Origin of the sequence: Thiocapsa sp. (assembly GCF_035467215.1) — a bacterium.
Lineage (GTDB): Bacteria > Pseudomonadota > Gammaproteobacteria > Chromatiales > Chromatiaceae > Thiocapsa.
Genome location: NZ_DATITZ010000029.1, coordinates 1 through 21,349, shown reverse-complemented (window position 1 = coordinate 21,349; position 21,349 = coordinate 1). Strand labels below are relative to the sequence as shown.

The 21,349-nt window shown below is 68.4% G+C and carries 11 protein-coding genes and 1 pseudogene; 10 read left to right on the top strand and 2 right to left on the bottom strand.

All coding sequences use genetic code 11. The annotated features are described in order from the left end of the window. On the bottom strand, positions 1–967 hold a 967-nt coding region (purM, locus tag VLR48_RS01630), incomplete at its 3' end, for a phosphoribosylformylglycinamidine cyclo-ligase (protein ID WP_325290106.1). A 219-nt stretch (positions 968–1,186) separates the two neighbouring features. Between purM and VLR48_RS01625 the strand changes: the two genes are divergently transcribed. From VLR48_RS01625 to VLR48_RS01600, 6 genes are all read left to right on the top strand, one after another. Next, positions 1,187–1,744: a CDP-alcohol phosphatidyltransferase family protein gene (locus VLR48_RS01625; protein ID WP_325290105.1), complete on the top strand. Its 558-nt coding sequence runs from the start codon at positions 1,187–1,189 to the stop codon at positions 1,742–1,744. Positions 1,745–2,094: 350 nt separating this feature from the next. After that, the gene (locus VLR48_RS01620) at positions 2,095–3,594 is read left to right on the top strand and encodes a hypothetical protein (protein WP_325290104.1); all 1,500 of its coding nucleotides are present in this window, start codon (positions 2,095–2,097) and stop codon (positions 3,592–3,594) included. Beyond that, positions 3,591–5,462 carry an SrfA family protein gene (locus VLR48_RS01615; RefSeq protein ID WP_325290103.1) on the top strand — a complete coding sequence of 624 codons (1,872 nt, stop codon included), beginning with the start codon at positions 3,591–3,593 and terminating at the stop codon, positions 5,460–5,462. Before VLR48_RS01620 ends, VLR48_RS01615 begins: the two co-directional genes overlap by 4 nt. A gap of 158 nt (positions 5,463–5,620) precedes the next feature. Next, positions 5,621–8,614 carry a virulence factor SrfB gene (locus VLR48_RS01610; protein WP_325290102.1) on the top strand — a complete coding sequence of 998 codons (2,994 nt, stop codon included), beginning with the start codon at positions 5,621–5,623 and terminating at the stop codon, positions 8,612–8,614. A 19-nt stretch (positions 8,615–8,633) separates the two neighbouring features. After that, a complete protein-coding gene (locus VLR48_RS01605; RefSeq protein WP_325290101.1) occupies positions 8,634–11,384 on the top strand; it encodes a putative virulence factor in 2,751 nt (916 codons plus the stop codon). Positions 11,385–11,397: 13 nt separating this feature from the next. Then, positions 11,398–12,534, top strand: coding sequence for a hypothetical protein (locus tag VLR48_RS01600; RefSeq protein WP_325290100.1), 1,137 nt, complete (start codon positions 11,398–11,400; stop codon positions 12,532–12,534). A gap of 120 nt (positions 12,535–12,654) precedes the next feature. On the opposite strand, the gene VLR48_RS01595 is transcribed toward VLR48_RS01600, so the two are convergent. After that, a complete protein-coding gene (locus VLR48_RS01595) occupies positions 12,655–14,904 on the bottom strand; it encodes a hypothetical protein (protein ID WP_325290099.1) in 2,250 nt (749 codons plus the stop codon). 367 nt (positions 14,905–15,271) lie between these two features. Here VLR48_RS01595 and VLR48_RS01590 point away from each other — a divergent pair, with 367 nt between their 5' ends. The 4 genes and pseudogenes from VLR48_RS01590 to VLR48_RS01575 all read left to right on the top strand — a co-directional run bounded on the left by VLR48_RS01590 (position 15,272) and on the right by VLR48_RS01575 (position 21,164). Continuing rightward, complete coding sequence (locus VLR48_RS01590) at positions 15,272–17,308, top strand: vWA domain-containing protein (protein ID WP_325290098.1); 2,037 nt, start codon at positions 15,272–15,274, stop codon at positions 17,306–17,308. A 146-nt stretch (positions 17,309–17,454) separates the two neighbouring features. Then, a complete protein-coding gene (locus tag VLR48_RS01585) occupies positions 17,455–18,105 on the top strand; it encodes an ABC transporter ATP-binding protein (protein WP_325290097.1) in 651 nt (216 codons plus the stop codon). A gap of 106 nt (positions 18,106–18,211) precedes the next feature. Then, entirely contained in the window at positions 18,212–19,528 is a 1,317-nt protein-coding gene (locus VLR48_RS01580; RefSeq protein WP_325290096.1) for an ABC transporter permease, read from the top strand. A 160-nt stretch (positions 19,529–19,688) separates the two neighbouring features. Continuing rightward, positions 19,689–21,164, top strand: a pseudogene (locus VLR48_RS01575) (formylglycine-generating enzyme family protein). The last annotated feature ends 185 nt before the right edge of the window (positions 21,165–21,349 follow it).

The window sequence follows — 21,349 nt, the reverse complement described above, 5'->3', positions numbered from 1 at the left end:
GGGCCTGATCCAAATCGCCTGCGTCGACGGTAACTACCATCCCGATCCCGCAGTTGAAGGTCCGCAGCATCTCGGCATCGCTGATACCGCCCTTGGTCTGGAGCCAAGCGAAGACCGGCGGGCGGGTCCAGCTTGTCAGATCCAGGACGGCCCGGGTGTCGTCCAGCAGCACCCGCGGCAGGTTCTCGGTCAGTCCGCCGCCTGTGATGTGGGCGAGGGCGTGCACCTTAATGGCGCGCGTCAAGGGCAGGACGGACCGGACATAGATGCGGGTCGGTGCCAGCAGTCGCTCGCCGAGGCTGACCCCGTCCAGATCCTCGCCGAGATCCGCGCCGCTCACCTCGATGACCTTGCGGATCAGCGAGTAGCCGTTTGAGTGCGGACCGGATGCGGCGAGCCCGATCAGCACGTCGCCCGGTTGAACCCGGTCAGGGACGATGAGATCCGCCTTCTCCGCGATCCCGACACAGAAGCCGGCGAGGTCATAGTCGCCCGGGCGATAGATGCCCGGCATCTCGGCCGTCTCGCCGCCGGTCAGGGCGCAGCCGGCGAGCTCGCAGCCGCGCGCGATGCCCGAGACGACCGATGCGGCGACCTCGACATCGAGCTGGCCGGTGGCGTAGTAATCGAGAAAGAACAAGGGCTCGGCGCCGCTGACCAGGATATCGTTCGCGCACATGGCGACCAGATCGATACCGATGGTGTCGTGCCGACCCAGGTCGATCGCGAGCTTGAGCTTGGTGCCCACGCCGTCCGTACCCGAGACCAGCACGGGTTGCCGATAATCGGCGAGCGGGAGCTCGAAGAGCGCCCCGAATCCGCCGAGACCGGTAATGACCCCGGGTCGAGAGGTGGCGGCGGCGAGCGGTTTGATGCGCTCGACCAGCCTGGCGCCGGCGTCGATGTCGACTCCTGCGTCGCGATAACTGAGGGATGGCGATGAGGACGGGGCGGAATCCTGCGTCACGCTTTGGCTCCAAGGGACGGGTTTGACCGGCTATTCTAGCAGTCCGGCCGGACCCGCAGTACGGGCGTTCGACGCCGCCGTCGCCGCCGGGCGGATCGGTCGCGACGGCGAGTGTGCACCGCGACGGGGCATTGATCTTGGACAGACGCCACGGACCCGACTAGCATCAACCGGACAGGCATCAAGGTTTGGTGCCGCCCCGGCGACCGGAGTGTGTACGTGCAGCTCAGGGATCTTCCAAACATCATCAGCGTCCTGCGACTCATTGCGGTCGCGCCCGTCATGTACTTGCTGTTCCGCGAGGAATATGGATGGGCCTTGTTCTTGTTCGCCGCGGCGGGTGCGTCGGACGGCCTGGACGGCTATCTGGCGAAGCGCTACGACTGGCGTACGCGTCTGGGAGGAATCCTCGATCCACTTGCCGACAAGGCATTGCTGGTCGGGTGTTTTTTGGTCTTGGGTTGGCAGGGGCTGGTGCCGGTTTGGCTGGTGATTGCCGCAATCCTGCGCGATCTGGTGATCGTCGCCGGGGCCGTCGTCTACAACTACCGTGTCGAGGCGGTCGAGGCCGCGCCCCTGCCGATCAGCAAGCTCAACACCGTGCTTCAGATCCTGCTCGTGGTGATGGTCATCATCGCTGCAGGACCCTTCGAGCTTCCCGAAGGGCTGATCGAGACGATGATCTGGGCCTGTTTCGCCACCGTCGTCGTCAGCGGCGCGCAGTATGTCTGGATCTGGGGCCGCAAGGCGCGTCAGCGCGGTTGGCGGGAGCATTGAGACCTCGGCGGCGGCGCGTGGCCCGCAGCGAGACCGATGAAATTGCCGTCGTTCGCGCCAAGCCGCGATTGGATGTCGATCCCGCGTAGGTCGGGTTAGCGCAGCGTAACCCGACATTCAGCCTTGCGTCGGGCCGCCGGCGTGTCGGGTTACGGCGCGCATTGAGGAATCGAGGGGCATCGTACGGCCGAGCCATGTGCGCCTAACCCGAACCTACGCGGGATGCCGTGCCGGACGCATCGCACGCTCGCACGCGCTTGCGCGACAGTGTTCGGCAAAGCGGGCAGTCGGTAGACTAGCGTCCGATCAGGCCCGCCCCGCGGGCGTCGGGCAGTCCAAGGGAGGCTCGGTTGGCACCATCACTGCGGGTCGCACGGGTCGACATCAGCGGCTATCGACTGCCGACCGAGGAGCTTGCCGGGCTCGACGACCTGCATCGGGAGCTTCAGACCCTCATCCGCCGGCATCTGCCGGGCGTCGTCGCATCGGTCTTCGCCTGGCCCGTGCCCTGCGCCGACGGCAAGACGGTCGACTGGTACAGCGATCTTCCCGGCCAGCCGACGCGACTGACCGCCCTGCCGTCCGCGCGTCGCGCCGCCATGAAGGCCAAGCTCGAGGAGCGGCTGGATGCCTTGCGCCGGCTCGCCGATGCGCTGCCGACGCGGGTAAAGGGTTCCGAGTCCATCGCTGCGCTCCTGCGCGCCGCCACCCGCTATCCGGACGACTCCCACGTCTATGTAATCGGTGACGAGCCCGTGCTGACGCTCTGGGGGTTCGTGTTGGTCGAGGAGCCGGGGCGCGGGCGTTCGAATGGCCCCGTTCTCGCCTCGGCCTCCGCGCCCGAGCCGCCTGTGCGGCGTCGCGTCCGATGGGGTTGGGCCGTTGCGGTTGTGCTGATTCTCGGGGCCGGTGTCGCGGGCGGCGGCTGGCTTTGGCTCGATCGGCGCGAGGCCGACTCGCTCGACGCCGAGCTGCAGGCCGCGTTCGATGCCGCCTGTGCCGGGCCGGATCGGCTCGGGGCCCTTGCGTTGCGGATCGACCGGCTCGATCCCGAAGGAAAGGGCTTCGCGGATCTGCGCGAGAGGATCGCGGGCGAGCAGGCCCGTTGCGCCGCGGCCGAGTCGCTCGATCGCGAGGTGATCGCCGCAGATTGGGATTGCCCGCGACTCGTCGAGATTCGACAGGGCCTGGCCGGGGTCGAAGGCGAGCCGCCGACGCCGGGACCGGATCTCGATCGCGAGCCTTTTGCCGGCATCGTCGCGCGGCTTGACGAGCGCGTGGATATCTGTGAAACGTCGACGCAAGCGGCGGCCGAGCTGGAGCGTCGGCTCGGCAACTGTGGGGCGCTGGTCGAGCTGGGCGATTCGATCGGTCTGCCCGAGTCCAAGCCGGTGTCCGAGCAGACGTCCGAGGCCGCGCCGGACGAGACACCTTGGCGACCGGTTCGGGAACGACTGGCCGGTGAGCTTGCACGCTGTGCCGAGGCCGATCGGCTCGCCGTCGCGCTGGATGCAGCGTTGGAGGAACACGACGGCGGTTGTTCGGCCATCCTGAAGCTGGATCGCGAGTCGGCCGGGCTCGATGTCGCCCGGCCGCCGCTCGCAGCCCTACGCGAGCGACTCGACACCGAGTTGGCTCGCTGCGCCCGCGCCCAAACCTATCGTCAGAAGCTGGTGGATGCTCAAATGGACTGCGCTGCCTTGCGCACGCTCGATCGGGAGCTGACCGCCGAGGACGCCGAGCGCGAGCCGCTTCGCGCGATCCGCGGTCGGCTCGACGAGGCGCTGTTGCGCTGCGACACCCTGGAGAAACTGGAAAAGGCCGTTGGCGAGGGACTCAAGCAACCATGATCGGACCTTTACTACGCACCGGAACACTCACCGACTATCACCCGGTCGGCGCCGTCGGCCACCCGGTGTATCTCGCCGCGGCTCAACTGCGCGCCGCCTTGGCGCGTCGGCTCGGCCCGGATCTGGCCGACAGCTTCGCCATCCCGCAGCGCAACGAGGACGGTGATACGCTGGATTGGTACGCCCCGCGCCCCGGTCCGGTCGTGCCCTGGAGTTCCGCGAGCCCCGAGGAGCGGCTCTCGGCCCAAAGCCAGCTCTTGGAGAATCGCACCCGGATCGACGAGCTCGCGTGCACCATGCAGGCCGATCCGGACCCCGAGCGCCAGGTCTTCGCCCGGCTGCTCGCACATGTCTTCAACTTCCCGGACGAGGGCCACGTCTATCTGGTCGACGGTCGCCCGGTCGTGAGCTTTTGGGGCTTTGTCCGCGATCGCGAGGCGGTAGGCTCCGACCCCTTGGTGAATCTGGGACGGTTCGCCGCCCCGCCGACGGAGTGGTCGCTCGACCTGACCGACGAGCCTCGGCAAGACCCGAGTCCGAACCCGGCCCCGGTGGCTCGCCGCGGTCTCCCTTGGTGGATCTGGTTTCCGTTCCTTCTGCTCGCGTTGATTCTGCTGCTTCTCTTCCTGTTGCGCGGCTGCGTGCCCGACGCTTCCACGCCCTTCGCCGAGTGGGTCCCGGACTGGGTTGCGGAGGAGCTCGCGCCGATCCTCTCGGAGCCGTCGGCCGAGGACCCGCTCTTGGTCGACCCGTCACTTCGGGACGAGTCGGTCGTTCGCGACGTGACGATCGATTCCGGACAGGTTCGGGATCGGGCACTCTTCGAGAGCGATCTTCGCAGCGACCGAACCACCGAAACCAGAGCCATTTCGGTGACGGACGAGGGTGTTGCAGTCGACGAGACGAGTGTTTCGGGGAGCGAGTCGACAAGCGTGACAGACGAGACCGATAGCCTATACGAAGGGGCTGCAGTCTTGGACGAGACGATCGGGACGGATGCGGGGGAGGGGATCGAGGGGTTGCCTGTGCTCCCCGGCGAGGAGCTCGATCCGGATGCGTCCGAGACCACGCCGATCGAGGGCGAGGTTGCGGGCGCGGATGCCGAGCTGCCCTTGACCGAGCCGCTCCCGAACGACCTGCCCACGGACGACTCGGCCGCGAGCGATCCCGCCGCAGTCGAACCCGATGCGGATACCGGCATCGTCGAGCCTACTGCCGATCCCACGCTGTCTGATCCGACCGCGAGCGATGCCGACGCGGCACCGCAGGAGGGACAGGCGGTCGAGGACGGGACTGGCGAGACGCCTCCGGTGCCGGGCACCGCGGACGCCGTCTCGCCCGAGGAAGGCACCGAGCCGCCGACGGGTGAGGGCGATGCAATCCCGGCGACGCCCGGTCTGCCCGGTTCAACCGCCGGCGAAGCCGAAGGCGCGCCCGGCGCGGTTCCCGGTACCGCACCGGTCAAGGGCGGCGCAGCCGGACCGAGCACTGGGCCGGGCGCGTCCAAACCGGGGGCGACTCCGCAGGCGCTGAGCGGTCTGACCAGCGGCTGGCGCACCGCCACCTCCCTGCAGGACCCCAAGACCGGCCTGCCGATCCAGATGGAATACCGTACCCAAGAGGGTCAGGGTCAATTGCGACTCAAACGCCACGACGGCAGCATCTGCCAAAGCGGCGCCGCGGCATCCGTGAAGGGCGAGCGTCTGGTGATCGACAGCAGCGGCGATATCCGCTGCGCCGACGGCACCAACTTCGGTCGGCCGAGCGTGGAGTGCGCGCCGGGCAAGGACGGCAAACCCGACTGCGTCGGCCGTTATCCCGGCGGTGGTACCTTCTCGCTCGACGTGCAGGGTGCGGCGGGCGAATGAGCGGACGGGAATCCACAGCCCTTCGCGGGGACGCGGTTAAAATGATATGTTTTTTAGTCAATTAAACCGCGCTGGCTCCAGCGGTCGTCAAGTCTGCCGAGGCCGACCCCATCCAAAAACATCGCATTCCGCGCCGGGCGCGGTTTAGGTCAAAGACCATGCTCGCGAGACTGGTGAATTTCGAAACCAAGGTGACACTGATCGCCGACAGCGGCGTTCAGTTCCTCGACTTCGGCTTGACCCTCGCGTTGCGCAAGGCCCTGCCGGGAGAGTTCGTGGTGCAGGAGAGCAACCGCTCGCTCGCGCGCCTGCTCTATGACGAGCGCACCAATCAGCTCTACTGGCCCGACCGTCCGGGCATTCCGCTGAAGTCTCAACTGAGTGTGCCGGTGGACGACTCGGCACGCCTGCTCGACGGCATCTGGCTGCCGGTGCCGGTGCTGCGCCTGCACCCGCCGAGACGCTTTGCGGCCGGCCCCGAGACCTGGGCGCGGTTGCGGCTCTTGGCCCTGTCCGCGGAGGAGGCCACCGCGACCGATCACACCCATCGGCTGACCCTCGCCATCGACACCAACCTGCTGGCCGATGCCGAGGATCTGCGCTATCTGGCCCCGACCGAGTCCGATGTCGGTGCGGGCGCGGCCTTCGCCTTCGCGCACCGCGCGCACGAGATCGGCTGGTTCCCGGAGCTGCCCTGGGTGGCGGGCTGGATCCAGGAGGTCTTCGACGAGCGCGCCGGCCCGCGCCTGCGTCTGCCGCCCGAGGACGTGGAGGCGGAGCGCGAGCGTCTCGCCCACCATGCCCATTATCTCAACCTACTCGCGGTGATCGGCGAGGCCGGCTGCATCCCCGAGATCAAGCTGCTCGGCAACAAGGCGACCGACGTGCAGCCGGCGGTGTCGGTCGACATGGTGCTGGACGTCGGCAACTCGCGCACCTGCGGCATCCTCATCGAGCAGCACGCCAAGGAGGGCGACGTGCTCGGACGCCGCTACGAGCTGGAGCTGCGCGACCTGTCCCAGCCGCAGCATCGCTACAACGAGCCCTTCGAGAGCCGCGTCGAGCTCGCCCAGGCGACCTTCGGCAAGGAGCACTGGGCGCACAAGAGCGGACGCGCCGGTGCCTTCCTCTGGCCGACCATCGCCCGTGTCGGTCCGGAGGCCGCGCGCATGGCCGGGCGTCGTCGCGGGACCGAAGGAGCCACCGGCATCTCCAGCCCCAAACGCTATCTCTGGGACGAGGACCGCTTCGACACCGGCTGGCGCTTCAACAGCGCCTTCGTGCGCACCGAGATCGAGCCGATGGCCACGGCCGCGCCCTTCTGCAATCTCATCAACGAGGTCGGCACCGCGCTTTATTCCTTGCCCGAGGCCGACCGCATGCCGGTCTTCATGCCGCACTACTCGCGCAGTGCCATGATGATGTTCATGTTGGCCGAGGTCCTGACCCAGGCGCTCTGCCAGATCAACAGCCCGGCGCAGCGTCTGCGTATGCCCACGGCCGACCTGCCGCGGCATCTACGCACGCTCATTCTGACCATCCCGCCCTCCATGCCCAAGCAGGAGCGCGATCTCTTCGCCGAGCGGATGCACCAGGCCGTCGGGCTGGTCTGGAAGGCGTTCGGCTGGCACCCCGAGGACGCGCCGATCGATGGCCCGGGCGCCGAGCTGGCCTGGCCCCCGTTCCCGACCATCGAGGTTCGCTGGGACGAGGCGACCTGCAGTCAGGCGGTCTATCTCTACAGCGAGATCCAGAACACCTTCGCCGGGCGTGCGGAGGAGTTGTTCGCCATCGCCGGACGGGTCCGCGATGCCGAGACCGGGGTGCGAACCGCAGGGGAGGGGCCGCGCCTGCGGATCGCGACCGTGGACATCGGCGGCGGCACGACCGACCTCGTCATCAACGACTATCTGCTCGAAGGCGGTCGCACGGGTGCGAATCGCACCATCGTGCCCGAGCAGCGTTTTCGCGACGGCTTCAAGGTCGCGGGCGACGACATCCTGCTCGAGGTGATCGGCGCGACCCTGGTGCCGGCCCTCAAGGAGGCGGTCACCGCAGCCGGTGTGGAAGAGCCCGACGCCCTGCTCTCGCGCCTCATCGGCGCGGATCCAGTCGATGTTCAGGAGGGGATGCTCCGCCAGCAGTTGGCGCTGCAGGTGCTTTACCCGGCCGGGCTCGCGGTGCTGAAGGCCTACGAGCGTTTCGATCCGGTCCACGGCAGCGAGCCGCATACACTCGCGCTCTCCGATCTAGTCGCGGAGATCAGCCTGGAGCGTCCGACCGACGCGGTCCTGGATTGGTTCGCGGGCGGCGTGCGCGACGCAACCGGCGGGACGGTCACCGGCTTCTCGCTGCTCGACTGCCCGGTTCGGCTCGACCTCGATCGCACCCATCAATTATTCATGGAGGAGCGCCTGGAGGTCACCCGCGCCGTGCGCTCACTGTGCGAGATCGCGCACCTCTACGACTGCGACCTGCTGCTGCTGACCGGTCGCCCGTCACGCCTGCCGGGCTTCCAGGCGCTGGTGCGCGCACTCCTACCGTTGCCGCCGGATCGGATCATCGCGATGCACGACTATCGCACCGGGGCCTGGTATCCCTTCAATCGACGCGGACGCATCGCCGACCCCAAGACCACGGCTGCGGTCGGCGCCATGCTCTGTCTGCTCGGACAGGGCCGGCTTCCCAACTTCTCGTTCCGAGCCAATGCCTTCCGCCCCTATTCGACGATCCGCTATCTCGGCATGATCGACCGCAACCGGATGATCAAGGCCGGCGATGTCTATTACAGCGACGTCGACCTCGACGACCCCGAGTACCAGTTGCCCGAGACCAGCATCCCCATGACCGGCGTGATGCACATCGGTTATCGTCAACTCGCCGCCGAGCGTTGGGGTGCGCAACCGCTTTATCTGCTCGACTTTGCCGACGACGAGGTTCGCCGTCTGCTCTACACGCAGGGCGGCGTGCTCCAAGTGCGTTTGGAGCGGATGCGCGGCGTGAATGCCGAGCGGTTCCGAGTCGCCGCCGTCGAGCTGGAAGGCGGGCGTGCCTTCGGGCGAGGTGTCGTGGCCCTGAAGCTCAACACACTGGCCAGCATCGGCTTCGATCAGGACAGCTATTGGCTCGACAGCGGGTCGATTTTCAGGTGAGCGCGGAGCATAGCTGATCATGGTTGACACCCGAGACACACGCGCAGCCGACCTGATTCGCCGCAGTCGCGCCCTGTACGACGGCAGCGGCGAGGCGATCGATTGGGTGGCCGAGACCCGCCGCCACTCCCAGCGGCTCGACCGCGAGTCCGACAGCCTGACCGACAAGCTGCGCCGCACGCGCAACCTCGCCACGCGGCTCGGACGGGCCGCCGGACGCTCCGTCAGCGTCGGCTTTTTCGGCCTGTCCCAGGCCGGCAAGTCCTATCTGATCTCTGCCCTCGCGGCCGGGGAGAGCGGGGAGCTGGAAACCGAAGTCGAGGGCCGACGGCTCAACTTCATTCAGCACGTGAACCCGCCCGGCCACGGCAAGGAGGCGACCGGTCTGGTGACCCGCTTCACGCGCCGTCCGAGCACGGCACCGCCGGGTTATCCGCTGGAGCTGTCGCTCTTCTCCGAGGTCGACCTGGCCAAGGTCCTCGGCAACGCCTTCTTCAACGACTTCGACCGTGAGCAGGTGGAGGTCGATCTCTCGCCCGGGCATCTGCGCCGACACCTCGCCGCCCTGCAGGCAGGCCGCACCGCCGCGCCCGTCGGCGGGGTGAGCGAGGACGACGTAGTCGACCTGCTCGAGTATTTCGAAAAACGCTTCCCCAAGACCACCGAGCAGCTCAAGGCCGACTATTGGCCGACTGCGATCGCGCTGGCGCCCTATCTGGAGCCGGCTGATCGCGCCGCGCTCTTCTCCGTGCTCTGGGGCGAGGTGCGCGAGCTGACCGAGACCTATCTGGCACTGCGCCGGGGACTCGCCGAGGCTAGTCACGCCGACGCCGCCTATGCCCCGCTCGCCGCGCTGGTACGCACCGACGCGAGCGGCGCGCTGAGCCAGGGCGACAGCATCATGAACGTCGATATCCTCGAGCGGCTCGGGCGCGACGACGCCGACCGTATCGAGATCGTGCCGCGTCGCGGAGACACCCTGCTGCCGGCGGTCGCGCTGCCGCGCTCGCTGCTCGCGGCCCTCACCACGGAGCTGCGTTTCGTGCTGGCCGAGGCGCCGCGCACCGGGCTCCTGGAGCAGGTCGACCTGCTCGATTTCCCCGGCTATCGCGGGCGCCTCGCGGTCGCGAACCTGGCCGAGGTGCGCAAGCAGCTCCAGGACGATCAGGTCGACCCGGTCGCCCAACTGGTGCTGCGCGGCAAGGTCGCCTTCCTCTTCGAGCGCTACACCGACGATCAGGAGATGAACCTCCTGGTGCTCTGCGCCCCCTCGCATAAGCAGAGCGATGTCAAAGACCTGGGGCCGGTTCTGGAGACCTGGGTCCATGCGACGCAGGGTGCCGATCCGGCCACTCGAGCGCGCCGCGATCCGGGCCTCATCTGGGCCTTCACCATGTTCGACTTCCGCCTCAACCCGGTCCCGAGCGAGACCGAGGACCTGATGCGCAAGGGCTGGGAAGGCATGATGAAGCTCGCCCTTCTGGAGCGCTTCGGCGCCTACGACTGGCTGCGCGAATGGTCGCCGGGCAAGCCCTTCGACAACCTCTTCCTGGTGCGCAAGCCGCGCATGGCGACCGCCGTGATCGAGACCGACGCGTCCGGCGAGCAGGCCATCCTGCCCGGACAACGGGCGCGTCTCGACCTCTTGCGGCGCACCTTCTGCGAGGATCCGACCGTCCGGAAGCATCTTGCGGACCCCCAAGCCGCCTGGGATGCCATGCTCAGCTTCAACGACGGCGGAATCTCCCGCCTCGCCGCCTATCTCGGCCGGGTCGCCGCGCCCGAGGGCAAGCTCGCCCGGATCGGCGAGCAGCTCGACGCCGGGATCGAGGAGCTCGTCCGGCACCGCTTCGGACCCTATTTTCGCGCCGAGGGCGCGGCCGAGGTCGACAACAAACGCCGCCTCGCCGATCGGGTGATCGGGGCGCTGCGTCAGCGACCGAACCGCTTCGCTGCCCTGCTCGGTGCTCTGCAGCCGCCCAAGGAGGGACTGCGCGCGCTCTACCTGCGTGTCGACGAGTCGGCCGGCCAACCGGTCCCGGCAACCTCGGCTGCGGCGCCGGATGCGGCCCGCCATCCGGCACCGAGCGGCGATGGCGGCCTGATCGATCTGGATGCCCTTCTCGGCGGGGCCACATCCCGCCACCCCTCGGGCACGGACCACGCGGATGCACCGCCACCCGCGGCGACCAACGAGAACGCGGCACGCTTCGTCCGTGCGGTGCTCAGCTACTGGGTTGGACATCTCAAATCACTGCCCGAGGACCCGCACTGGCTGCGACACATGGGCCTGGACAAGAAGGGCGCGCTCGAAGATCTGATCGGCGAGCTCATCACCGGCGCCGACCGCTCGGGTTTGGATCAAGCCCTGATCGGCCTAATCGACAGCGCCGAGTCCCAAACCGCAGCGATGCGCTCTCAGCTCGCCGAGCGACAGGTCTATGTCACCGCGACGCGCGTCAATCGCTTCATCGATTATCTCGGTACCGACGACCTGCTGCCCGACGACCGCCCGCGGTCCCTGGTCGGCCAACAGCGCCCGGTCTTTGCCTCGCCCCCGCCGATCCCGCCCCGCGGCATGCCCGTGCTGCCCGAGACCCCGGTCAATTTCCCCGCGCTCTACATCGTCGACTGGTTCGAGGCGTTCCGCGCGCTCGCCATCGCCAACGCCGGCCACGCCGCCGGGCGCGACATCTCGCCGGAGCAGAACGCCAAGCTGGGCCAAATCCTCGATCGGGTCGCCGGCAAGGCGCGTGACCCCCAAAGTTGACAGGTAGACCCCGATGGCCCTGAAGATCGATCTCCACCCGGCCGGACCGGGTTCCGCTCGGCTGCTGATCGGAGGCGCACGACCGAGCCCCGAGACGGTCTCGCTTGCCCTGCAACGCAACGACGGGCGCTACCTTGGACTTGATCGTCAGTGGCAGGTCACGCCGCACTGGCACCCGATCTTCACCGCCGAGCCTCTATCCGACGGTCTCAGGCTCACCCTGGATGCCGACCTGGTGGACAGCATCGTCGGCGTCGGCGGAGCGCCGTTGCGCGTGGTCGCCAGGCTCGACGGCGTCGAGGATGCAGGCACCCTTAGGATACGCGGCGAGTTGATCGGCTCCGGCGCCGCTGCACCGCGGTCGGCATCCAGGGATCCGTTGGAGGGGACCATTAGCGTTCGGAGATCCGGAGCCGAGTCCGGGCGAGACGCCGAGCCTGATGCCGAGGGCGACGACCTCTCGCTCGACCTCGAGGGTCATGCGGATCTAAGACGAACCCGACGCCGCAACGCACGCTGGCCCTGGCTCGCACTCGCCGCCGTCCTGCTCTTGGCGGGCGGCGGCGGTGTCGGCGCTTGGTGGCTCGGTTGGTTCGGCGAGACACCGGTGCCGGATCCGGATGCCCCTCAGCTCGTCGAGCCCAGCGCGGATCGTACGCCCGCCGAAGAGGACGAGCCGCAATCCACGCAATCCGGCGCAACGGCACCTCCCTCGGAACCCGATCCCACCCTCACCGGCATCGCGCTGGCAAGCCGATTCCTCGCCGACCAACCGACCTCGGCAGCCATCTTCGAGCGCGCCGAGCAGCTTGAGCAGGCCGGCGATTGCCCCGCCGCCTATGCACTCTACAGCGAAGCCGCCAACGCCGACCCCACCTTCGCAGCCCGCCTTGCGCGCCGCTACGACCCGCTCACCCATCGCCCCGGAAACTGCATCGCGGCCCCCGACATCCCCTACGCGATCGTCTACTACAGCGACGCCGCCGAAGCCGGCGACACCGAGGTCCAGCGTCGCCTCGGCCAGCTCATGGCCGAGCACGAGCCCTCCGGGCCGACGCATGAGGCGGGGCTTGATTGGCTGCGTAAGGCGGCGGCCGCCGGTGATGCGGAAGCCGCGGGAGCGATCGAGCGCTTCGGTGGGACGCGGTGACTCGAACCGGATGGTCTGATCCGGCCGGAGCGAGATCGCTGTCGTGCGTCATGCGCGAGATCACGGCTCCCCCGACGTAGCAGGAGCAGGGACAAAAGCACCTCGTTTCTGAATCGTCGCCTATCGACGACGCCCGAGACACAGGTCGCTGCCCTTCCCGCTGCAGATCATCCGTCCGCTCGCATCGTAAGCGGCGTAGGACACCTGGACGATCCCGCGACCACGGCAGCCGTAGAAGAGGTCTCCGCGCCAAGTGTTGCGGCCGATCTTGCGCAGGGCGCAGTTGCGGCATCCGGGGTTGGTAGAGGTCACCCGAGCGACGCGCTCGCTGGCTGGCGGATCGATGGTGACGATGTGTCGGACGCGGTCGCCGTCCCAGCCTGAGGTCGGCTCGATGGTCAGGCGTCCCGTGCAGTCGCCGCGCATGGCGAAGGAGCCGCTGCCTTGGGGGGGCGGGGGTGGGGGAGTCGGTTTGGTGCCGATCTTGATCTCGGGTGGCGGGGCCTTCGGAGGCGCTTGGACCACGACGGGTTTCGGTGGCGGCGGGCGACACGGGCCGATCCGCTCGCCGAGCGCTTGCCGGACCGGTCGCAGCGTCGGGGCGGACTCGCGCTTGAGGTCGCGTTCCAGGGCGACGAGGCGCGTGCAGTCCGCGCCGGCCTCGGCGAGGCGTCGGGTGTAGCGGTCGATCCGATCGCAGTCGGCAATCGGCGCCTCGAGTGCCTTGCGCGCCTTGGCGAAGCGCGGGTCGCCTCGGTCGGCGAGACTTGCGGCCAGCTCGCGTGCCTTGGTGCAGTCGCCGCCGATGGCCGCGATCTGCTCCTCCAGCGCGTCGGCCTCGCTGCAGAGCGCGAGCTCGGGTGCCAGGCGGGTGCGGATGTCGAGGAAGCGGAGGTTGTTTCGGTAGACATCCAGTCCGTCGGCCAGTGCCTGAAGACGGTCACAGTCGCCGTTGGCCTCGGCGAAGCCTTGCTCCAGGTCGTTCAGGTCCGCGCATTGGCGCATCGCAATGGCGAGCCTCCCGGCCAAGGTGGCGAGCGGCTCGCGCTCCCGGTCATGGCGCGAGAGGGTCTCGTCGAGTCCGGCGAGGGCCAGGCAATCGTCCTGCGAGCGGGCCAGCTCGCCTTCGAGATGATCGGCCAGGTCGCAGCGCGTGAGTGCGTCTTGGAGTGCGTCGCGGATCTCGCTCAAGGGTGGCCGGCTTGCGTCTAGATCGGCGAAGGCGGGGGCGGTCTCGCGCGTGAGGCTGCGCAGTGCCGCGCAGTCGTCGGCCGCCTCGGCAAGCTGCGGGCCGAGTGTCTCGGCGAGCCGGCAGGCGGCAAGCGCGCGATCGAGTCCGAGACGCAGCACGGCGAGCTCGCGCTTGGGTTCATCGAGCGCCGCGATCTCTTGCTCCAGCTCGGCGACGGCGAGGCAGTCGCCGGCGACCGCATCGAGGCGTTCGGCGAGTCCCGCGACCCGCGAGCAGGCCGAGATCCGCCGATCCAGGTCAGCCTTCAGCGCGAGGAAGGGTTCGCGCTCGAGGTCGTAGAAGGCAAGCTCCTGGTCCAAGGTGGGCAGATGATCGCAGGGCGGCTCGGTCGCGAGGCGTTCGGTAAAGAGCGCGGCCTCCTCGCAGATGCCGATCTCGGTCAGGACCGCCATGCGAATGTCCGCGTAACGCGCGTCCTCGCGGTCGATCCGCTCCAGGCGGGACGCGAGTGCGACGAGCGGTGCGACCGGGTCGCATTGGTAGGCCAGCGCGACGGCGAGGTCCTCGCGCAAGCCTTCCTCGGTTTCCTGCGCCTGCCAGAGCCAGACGCCCAGGCCGATCCCGAGCCCCAGAGCGGCGAGTGCGATCAAGCCGAGAAGCGGCATGATCCACGCCGGTCGGCGCGGCGGGGACGGGACGGTCGCCGGATCGGGCGCACCGGCTGCGGGCGGCGGGCGGCCGGGGTCGGTCCCGCCCCAGGAGATCAGCACCGGGGCGCCGCCGATCACATAGACCGCCTCGTCGCCCGGATAGACGACGGCGCGGGTCAGGAGACGCCCGGGCTCGGGATCTTCCGGCTCGCGTCGGGCCAGCTCGTCGGCCAGGTGCGAGATCGCGTTCAGGTGATCGGAGAGGATGCGCCGCGCCGCCGCCTGCTCCTCGTCCGGCAGGTCCGACAGAGGCCGCGGTTGTCCGGCCAGCTCGCTGGTCCAAATGATCGTGCCCGAGCCGTCCACGGCGATCTCTGGCCGGGCGAAGACGGCCGCGGTCGCCCCGGGCAGATGGCGTCGCAGGGTCCGGCCGAGCGCGTCGAACTGCTGCCAGGGATGGTCCGGCGCCAGCCGATCTGCGGGAGGACCGGCGTAGATCAGGGTCAAGATACGAACCGAGGGTGTCATCGCGGGCTCCCGAGCGATCGATTAGACTGATTCTAAACCGGGTTCCGGGTGAACCGAGTTGTTTCCGCCGAAGGCCTCCGGTGTCGGCATGAGTTCTCATGGACGGAGTTCCGATCAAGGCCGATCGTCGATATGCTGCACTCTACTAGCAGAGCAGTGCAGAGATTCCGGGACCGTCCGAGGTCAACTTCGTTGTCGTTGTCGTTGTCGGATTCATGGTCGGATTCGTATCGATGGTCGATTACGACAACGACAAGGAACGGTCTCGACACATCTGCCGTGCTGCACGATTAAGACGCGGAGCGGATTGTCGGCGTCTCCGCGCCGCACAATGATCTGTCGGAGCACGGCAATCACAGGAGCCGGGATGAGTGGAATGCACCTGAAGCGACGGTTGAGTGTGTGGCTGCTGCTGGCCGCGGTGGTCCTGGCTGCGGTGCCCGTCTTCGCCGAGCCGCCGACCGATCGCTCGCCCTTGCTGCAAGCCGGGAAGAAGACGCTCTTTCAGCGCGTTCTAACCCGTCCTGGGGCGATGCTGACCCAGCAACCGGGCGGCGATGCCGGGCGCCTTGTCGATGCCTTCTCGCGCTTCTACGTCTATGCCGAGACCGAGCGCGACGGACAGCGCTGGCTCGAGGTCGGCGTCGACACCAAGGGCAAGATCAGCGGCTGGCTGCGGGCCGGCGACACGGTGCCCTGGCTGCAGCAGATGGCCTTGGCCTTCACCAACCCGGGCGCCGCGCGCGAGCGCGCCCTCTTCTATGATTCCTGGGATTCACTGAACGGGCTGCTGGCGCTCTCTGATCCGGCCGCCGAGGTCGGGCCGCTGACCCGCAAGATCGCCGAGGGCGGGCGCGATCCCCGCGTGGTCGCGATCGAGCCGGATCGCTTTATCGACATCAACTCGCGCTTCTATCTACTGCCGATTCTGGACTTCGAGGAGGTCTTCACCGATTCGGGTCATCTGATGCGGGGCCTCAAGGTGGCCTCGGTCACGGAAACGGCGGCGCCGACGAGCACGCCGCTCCCGGACGAGCGCGCCGAGCCGGTGACCCAGCTCGGCAGCTTCCGCGCCGCGGTGGTCTTCATCATCGACTCGACGGTCTCGATGCAGCAGTACATCGACGAGGCGCGTGCGGCGGCGCAGCAGGTCTACACGCGGATCGAGGGCTCGGGGCTTCTCGACAAGGTTTCTTTCGGTCTCGTCGCCTTCCGTGCGCCGACCGCCGATCCAGCCAAGGCCAAATCGTTGGAGTATGTCGCGCGGATGTTCGTCGATCCCGCGGAGGTCTCCACGGGGCTCGAGTTCTTGACCCGCGCATCCAAGGTCACCGAGGCGAAGGTCTCGACCGACCGGTTCGACGAGGATCCTTACGCGGGCGTCATCACGGCCTTGGAGGAGATCCCCTGGAACCGCTTCGGCGCACGCTATGCCGTGCTCATCACGGATGCCGGCGCGCTCGAAGGCGACGCCTCCACCACGGGTCTGCATGCCGAGCAGGTGCGCTCGGAGGCGGCCGAGAAGGGGGTCGCGTTGATGGTTCTGCATCTCAAGACAGCGCTCGGCAAGGCCAATCACGCCACCGCCGAGGCGCAGTATCGGACCCTGGCCAACAATGCGGCGATCCAGCGCAGCCTCTACTTCTCGGTAAAGGACGGCTCGGCAGCGGCACTGGGCAAGGCGGTCTCCGCACTGTCCGACACGGTCATCGAGAGCATCGAGGCGTCTGCACGCGGCGATCTCGCGGCGGGCAGTGCACGCGCAGCCACCTCAATCCCGAGTTCCGCGACCGCGACGGCGAGCCCCTCCGTTGCGCAAGACCCGGAGACAGCCGCGCTGCGCGAGGCGACGCGTGTGCTCGGTCATGCCATGCAGCTCGCCTACCTGGGTCGGGAGGAGGGCACGCTTGCCCCGTCGGTCTTCGAGGGCTGGATCAGCGACAGCGATCTTGCCGACCCCACGGTGCGGACGGTCGACGAGCGGGTGCTGATCACCAAGGACCAGTTGAGCGACCTGCACGGGATCCTGAAACAGATCGTCGATGCCGCGGATGCCGGGATGTTGAAACCCGACGCCTTCTTCGACAGCCTGCGCTCCATTGCCGCCCAATACGGTCGCGATCCGGCGCTCGCCGCGAGCCCGCAGGCGACTCAGCTCGCCGACCTCGGTCTGCTCGGCGAATACCTCGACGGCCTGCCCTACAAGAGCGACGTCATGACGCTGGATCAGGACACCTGGTCGCGCTGGGGCACGCAGCGTCAGTTCGAGTTCGTCAGCCGGCTCAAGGGCAAGATCAAGCTCTACGAGCGCTACAACGCCGACACTGATCGCTGGGTGAGCCTGGCCGAGGGCAGCCCGGCGGGCGAATGGGTCTATCCGGTACCGCTGCGCGATCTGCCCTGATGGGTTCGCGGATGGCGCCTCTCGATAACGCGTCCGCTCGGGCGATATCGCCTGATGTTCCTGATTCGCCGACCGCCGGCCCGCTGATCGAGGCAACCCGACTGGGCTATCGCCATGGCAGCGGCAACGGGTCTTTCGAGGTCAGTGTGCCGCGCTTGAGGATCGTCCGCGGCGAGACGCTGGCGATCACCGGCGAGAGCGGCAGCGGCAAGAGCACTGTGCTCGAACTGCTCGGGCTCGCCGCGCCGCCGCTGCCGGGGGTGCACTTTCTCTTGTATGCGGCCGCGCCGGTCGATGTGGCTAGGCTGTGGCGCGCCCGTGCCGAGGGCGCACTCGCACGGATGCGCGCCCGCTCGATCGGATTCGTGATGCAGACCGGCGGGCTCCTGCCCTTTCTGACCGTGCGCGAGAACATCGGAATCAACCGCCGCCTGCTCGGGCTTCCGGCCGAGGACGCGCGGATCAGCCACCTGGTGGCGGTGCTGGAGATCGGTGCGCTGCTGGACCGACGGCCGGGGCAGCTCTCCGTCGGCCAGCAGCAGCGGGTCGCGATCGGGCGCGCACTGGCACACGGGCCGGACCTGGTGCTGGCCGACGAGCCCTCCTCGGCGCTCGACCCGCGGCTTGCGGACCGGGTGCTCGGTCTGCTGCGTGATCTGGCGGTTGAAAGCGGGGCGGCGGTGGTGATCGCGACACACGAGCAGGGGCGCGTGCGTGCGCTCGGCCTGCGCGAGGTTCGGGCGCGTCCGCTCGATGCACCCGACCGGCTCGGCTCCTGCTTCGAGGACGCGTCTTGAACGGCACGGGGTGGGTCGGACTTCAGTCCGACACGGCCTTGCCGTCCGGCCGCTGCGCTCTTGTCGGGCTAAAGCCCGACGCACGGCGGGTTTGGATCATCATCCGATGACGGCATCGACCAAAGCGCGTTCGTCCGTCGGCCCCGTCGCCGCCGAGGTCTGGGCCTTGGCCTGGAAGGATCTGCGCCATGATCGGCATACCACCCTGGTCTTCGTCCTGACGGTCGCCGCGATCCTGGCCCCGTTGCTCCTGTTGCTCGGACTCAAGAACGGTGTCGTCGAGACCCTGCGCGAGACCCTGCTGCGCGATCCGCGCAACCTGGAGGTGGTCTTCTACGGCAGCGCCCGACTGGACCGCGACTGGCTCGCCGAGATCGCGGCGCGGCCGGACGTCGCCTTTCTGATTCCCAAGACCCGCACCATCAACGCCAGTGTCGATCTCCTGGACTCGGCGCGACGCCTGCTGCCTGCGGTCGAGGTGATCCCGACGGCGCTCGGCGATCCGCTTTTGCCGCCGGGCACCGCGCTGCCGAGCCATCCCGGCGAGGTCCTGGTGACCGCGACCTTGGCGCGCCGGCTGGGCTTGATGTCCGCCGAGCCAGTGCCGGGGGCGCCCGCATCCGGGGCGGAGGAGGGCGTTCCCACGCAGGCCGATCCGGCTGCCCTGGTCGCCGTGGTGAAGCGCACCCGAGACGGCGTCTCCGAGCACCTGCGTCTGCTGCTCTCGGTCATCGGCATCGTGCCCGAGGCGCGGTTCGCCCGTGATGCGCTCTTCACCAGCCTGGATCTTTTGGTTGCAGCCGAGGACTACCGGGACGGTACGCTGGATCTGCCGCCCGACGGTGCCGTCACGCTCGGTTACGCGGACCGCCAAACGCGTTTCGCCAACGCCCGGCTCTATGCGACAGGGCTGGATCAGGTTGGCCCCCTGGCCGCCGCGGTCAGTGCCGAGGGGGTCGAGGTCCGCACCCAAGCCGAACGGATCGCCTCGGTGCAGGCGGTGGATCGCACCCTGTCGTTCCTGTTTCGGGTGATCGCCCTGATCGGCGGGGCGGGCTGTGCGCTGGCCTTGGGCGGCGCACTCTGGGTAGGGGTGGAGCGCAAGCGCCGTCAGTTGGCGCTGCTGCGGCTGTTCGGGTTCGGGCCCGGCGCGGTCGCGGCGTTGCCGGTGATCCAAGGTTCGCTCATCGCCGGGCTCGGTCTGCTCTTTGCCGGTGCGGGCTATCTGGCGGGCGCGCATGCGTTCGACGTCGTCATGGGTGAGAATCTGGCCGGCGGGGGCTATCTGACCCGGCTCGGCATCCAAGACCTGGGTGTGGCGTCCGGGTTGGTCATGCTGGTGGCCCTGGTTGCGTCGACGGCCGGGGCGATACGGGCCGGGCGCGTGAGTCCGGCGGAGGGTTTGCGTGAAGCGATCCGTTGATTCAAGAGCTGCGCGGCGGCTAAGCCGTCTGTTGGCGATCGGGCTGGTGTCGTTCGCCGCGCGCGGCGTCGCCGAGGTCGCCGTGACCTGGCCGGAGACGCTCTACAACCCCAAGCCCGGGCCCGAGGACGTCATCGTCCCGCTGCCGTGCGGCGGCGCCATGGCCTTTCGGCCGGTCGGCACGGCGGGCACCGACCCGCTTGCCGATACCGAGGTGGAGCTCGGCAGCGAGACCGAGAGCCAGGGTTATGCCGAGCATCGCTATCTCGACCATCTCGCGGGCAGTTTCGAGGCGCCCGAGGGCGCGCAGCGCCGCTTCTTGATCGGCAAGTACGAGGTGACTGCGCTGCAATACGACGCGGTCCTTGCTGCCGCGTCCGGCGCGGCCTGTCCTGAACCGGGCAAGGGCGCGACGGCGCGACTCCCCAAGGGCGGTGTTGGCTGGCACGATGCGCTGGACTTCGCGCATCGCTACTCGCTCTGGCTGCGCGAGGAGGCCGGTGCCATCGCCGATTGCGACGCGACCGCGACGCCCTGCCTGCCGCGCGCCGACGGGGTGCCGGCCTTCGTGCGCCTGCCGACGGAGTCCGAGTGGGAATACGCCGCGCGCGGGGGCGATCGGGTCAGCCCCGCGGTGTTCCGCTAGATGCTCTACCCGATGCCGGACGGACCTGCGCGCCATGCCTGGTTCAACGAGAACGCGCAAGGTCAGGTGCGCCCGATCGGGGTGCTCGAGCCGAACCCGCTCGGGCTTCACGATGTGATGGGCAATCTCGAGGAGTATGTCCTCGACCCCTTTCGGCTGCACCGGGTGGAGCGTCGACACGGTCAGCCCGGGGCGGCGGTCGTGCGCGGCGGCAGCCTGCATTCCAGTGCCCAGGATCTGCGCAGCTCGCTGCGGCGCGAGGTTCCCTTCTACGACGATCGCGGTGCCGTGGGGACGGCCGACACGGGTTTTCGCGTCCTGCTCGCAGCCCCCGTCTTGACCTCGAACCAGCGCATCGACGCCGTGCGCGCCGCCTGGGAGCGCCTCGGCAGCGATGTCGCCCGGCCGCAAGAGACGCCTCCGCCGCGCCCGGTGCTGTCCGATCGCCCCTTCGAGGACCCGGTCCTCGAGCTGACCGCACTCGCCCGGGCGAGCGGCGAGCCCGAGATGAAGCAGCGCCTGGAGCGGTTGCGCAGCGTCGTTGCCGGAACGAATCAGCGGCTCTACGAGCAGCGCGCGCGCAGTGCACGCGAGGCCCTGCGTTTCGGTGGAATGCTGTGCGAGAAGCTCTCGGTCGAGGGGTTCAACATCGATCTGCTGCGCCAGCGCTACGACCTCTGCAAAGACAACGAGAACGCCGAGCATCCGCGCTGTCGCCGGCTCGCCGAGGATCTGGCGCGCGACGATGCTGTGCTGGACGCGAACATCGGCGTGTATGCCGACTCCATCGTGCGCACCGCGCAGACCTATCCCGACGACCTGGCCGTTCTGGACACGGAGCTGGTCGGACTGCGCTCGGAGCTGACCGCACGCGGCTACGGTGATCTGGGGATCTATCCCGAGCGCTTCCATCGGCAGGTCATGGACTATGCGCAAGCAGGCGCCGTCGCACGCGCCGAATGGTTCAAGGGTTGTCGCGGACTGCGATGAGCCGCGCAATTTTCGGCGCTCGAGCGCAGCGCGATCGGCTAAACTCAGACGACGGACGTGCAGGGTTGCACACCCGCGGAACCATCCGAGCGGAACCAAGTTACAAGGAGCATTCAGATGTCGATCGCGTGTCGAACGGGCAAGAGCATCGTTGTTTTCGGTCTGTCATTGACCCTCCTTCAGGC

Bases quoted from the DNA above. Each gene is read 5' to 3' on its own strand.
- VLR48_RS01610 (WP_325290102.1), top strand. From the start codon at position 5,621: ATGCTCGCGAGACTGGTGAATTTCGAAACCAAGGTGACACTGATCGCC.
- VLR48_RS01595 (WP_325290099.1), bottom strand. From the start codon at position 14,904: ATGACACCCTCGGTTCGTATCTTGACCCTGATCTACGCCGGTCCTCCC.
- VLR48_RS01605 (WP_325290101.1), top strand. From the start codon at position 8,634: ATGGTTGACACCCGAGACACACGCGCAGCCGACCTGATTCGCCGCAGT.
- VLR48_RS01590 (WP_325290098.1), top strand. From the start codon at position 15,272: ATGAGTGGAATGCACCTGAAGCGACGGTTGAGTGTGTGGCTGCTGCTG.
- VLR48_RS01600 (WP_325290100.1), top strand. From the start codon at position 11,398: ATGGCCCTGAAGATCGATCTCCACCCGGCCGGACCGGGTTCCGCTCGG.
- VLR48_RS01615 (WP_325290103.1), top strand. From the start codon at position 3,591: ATGATCGGACCTTTACTACGCACCGGAACACTCACCGACTATCACCCG.
- VLR48_RS01580 (WP_325290096.1), top strand. From the start codon at position 18,212: ATGACGGCATCGACCAAAGCGCGTTCGTCCGTCGGCCCCGTCGCCGCC.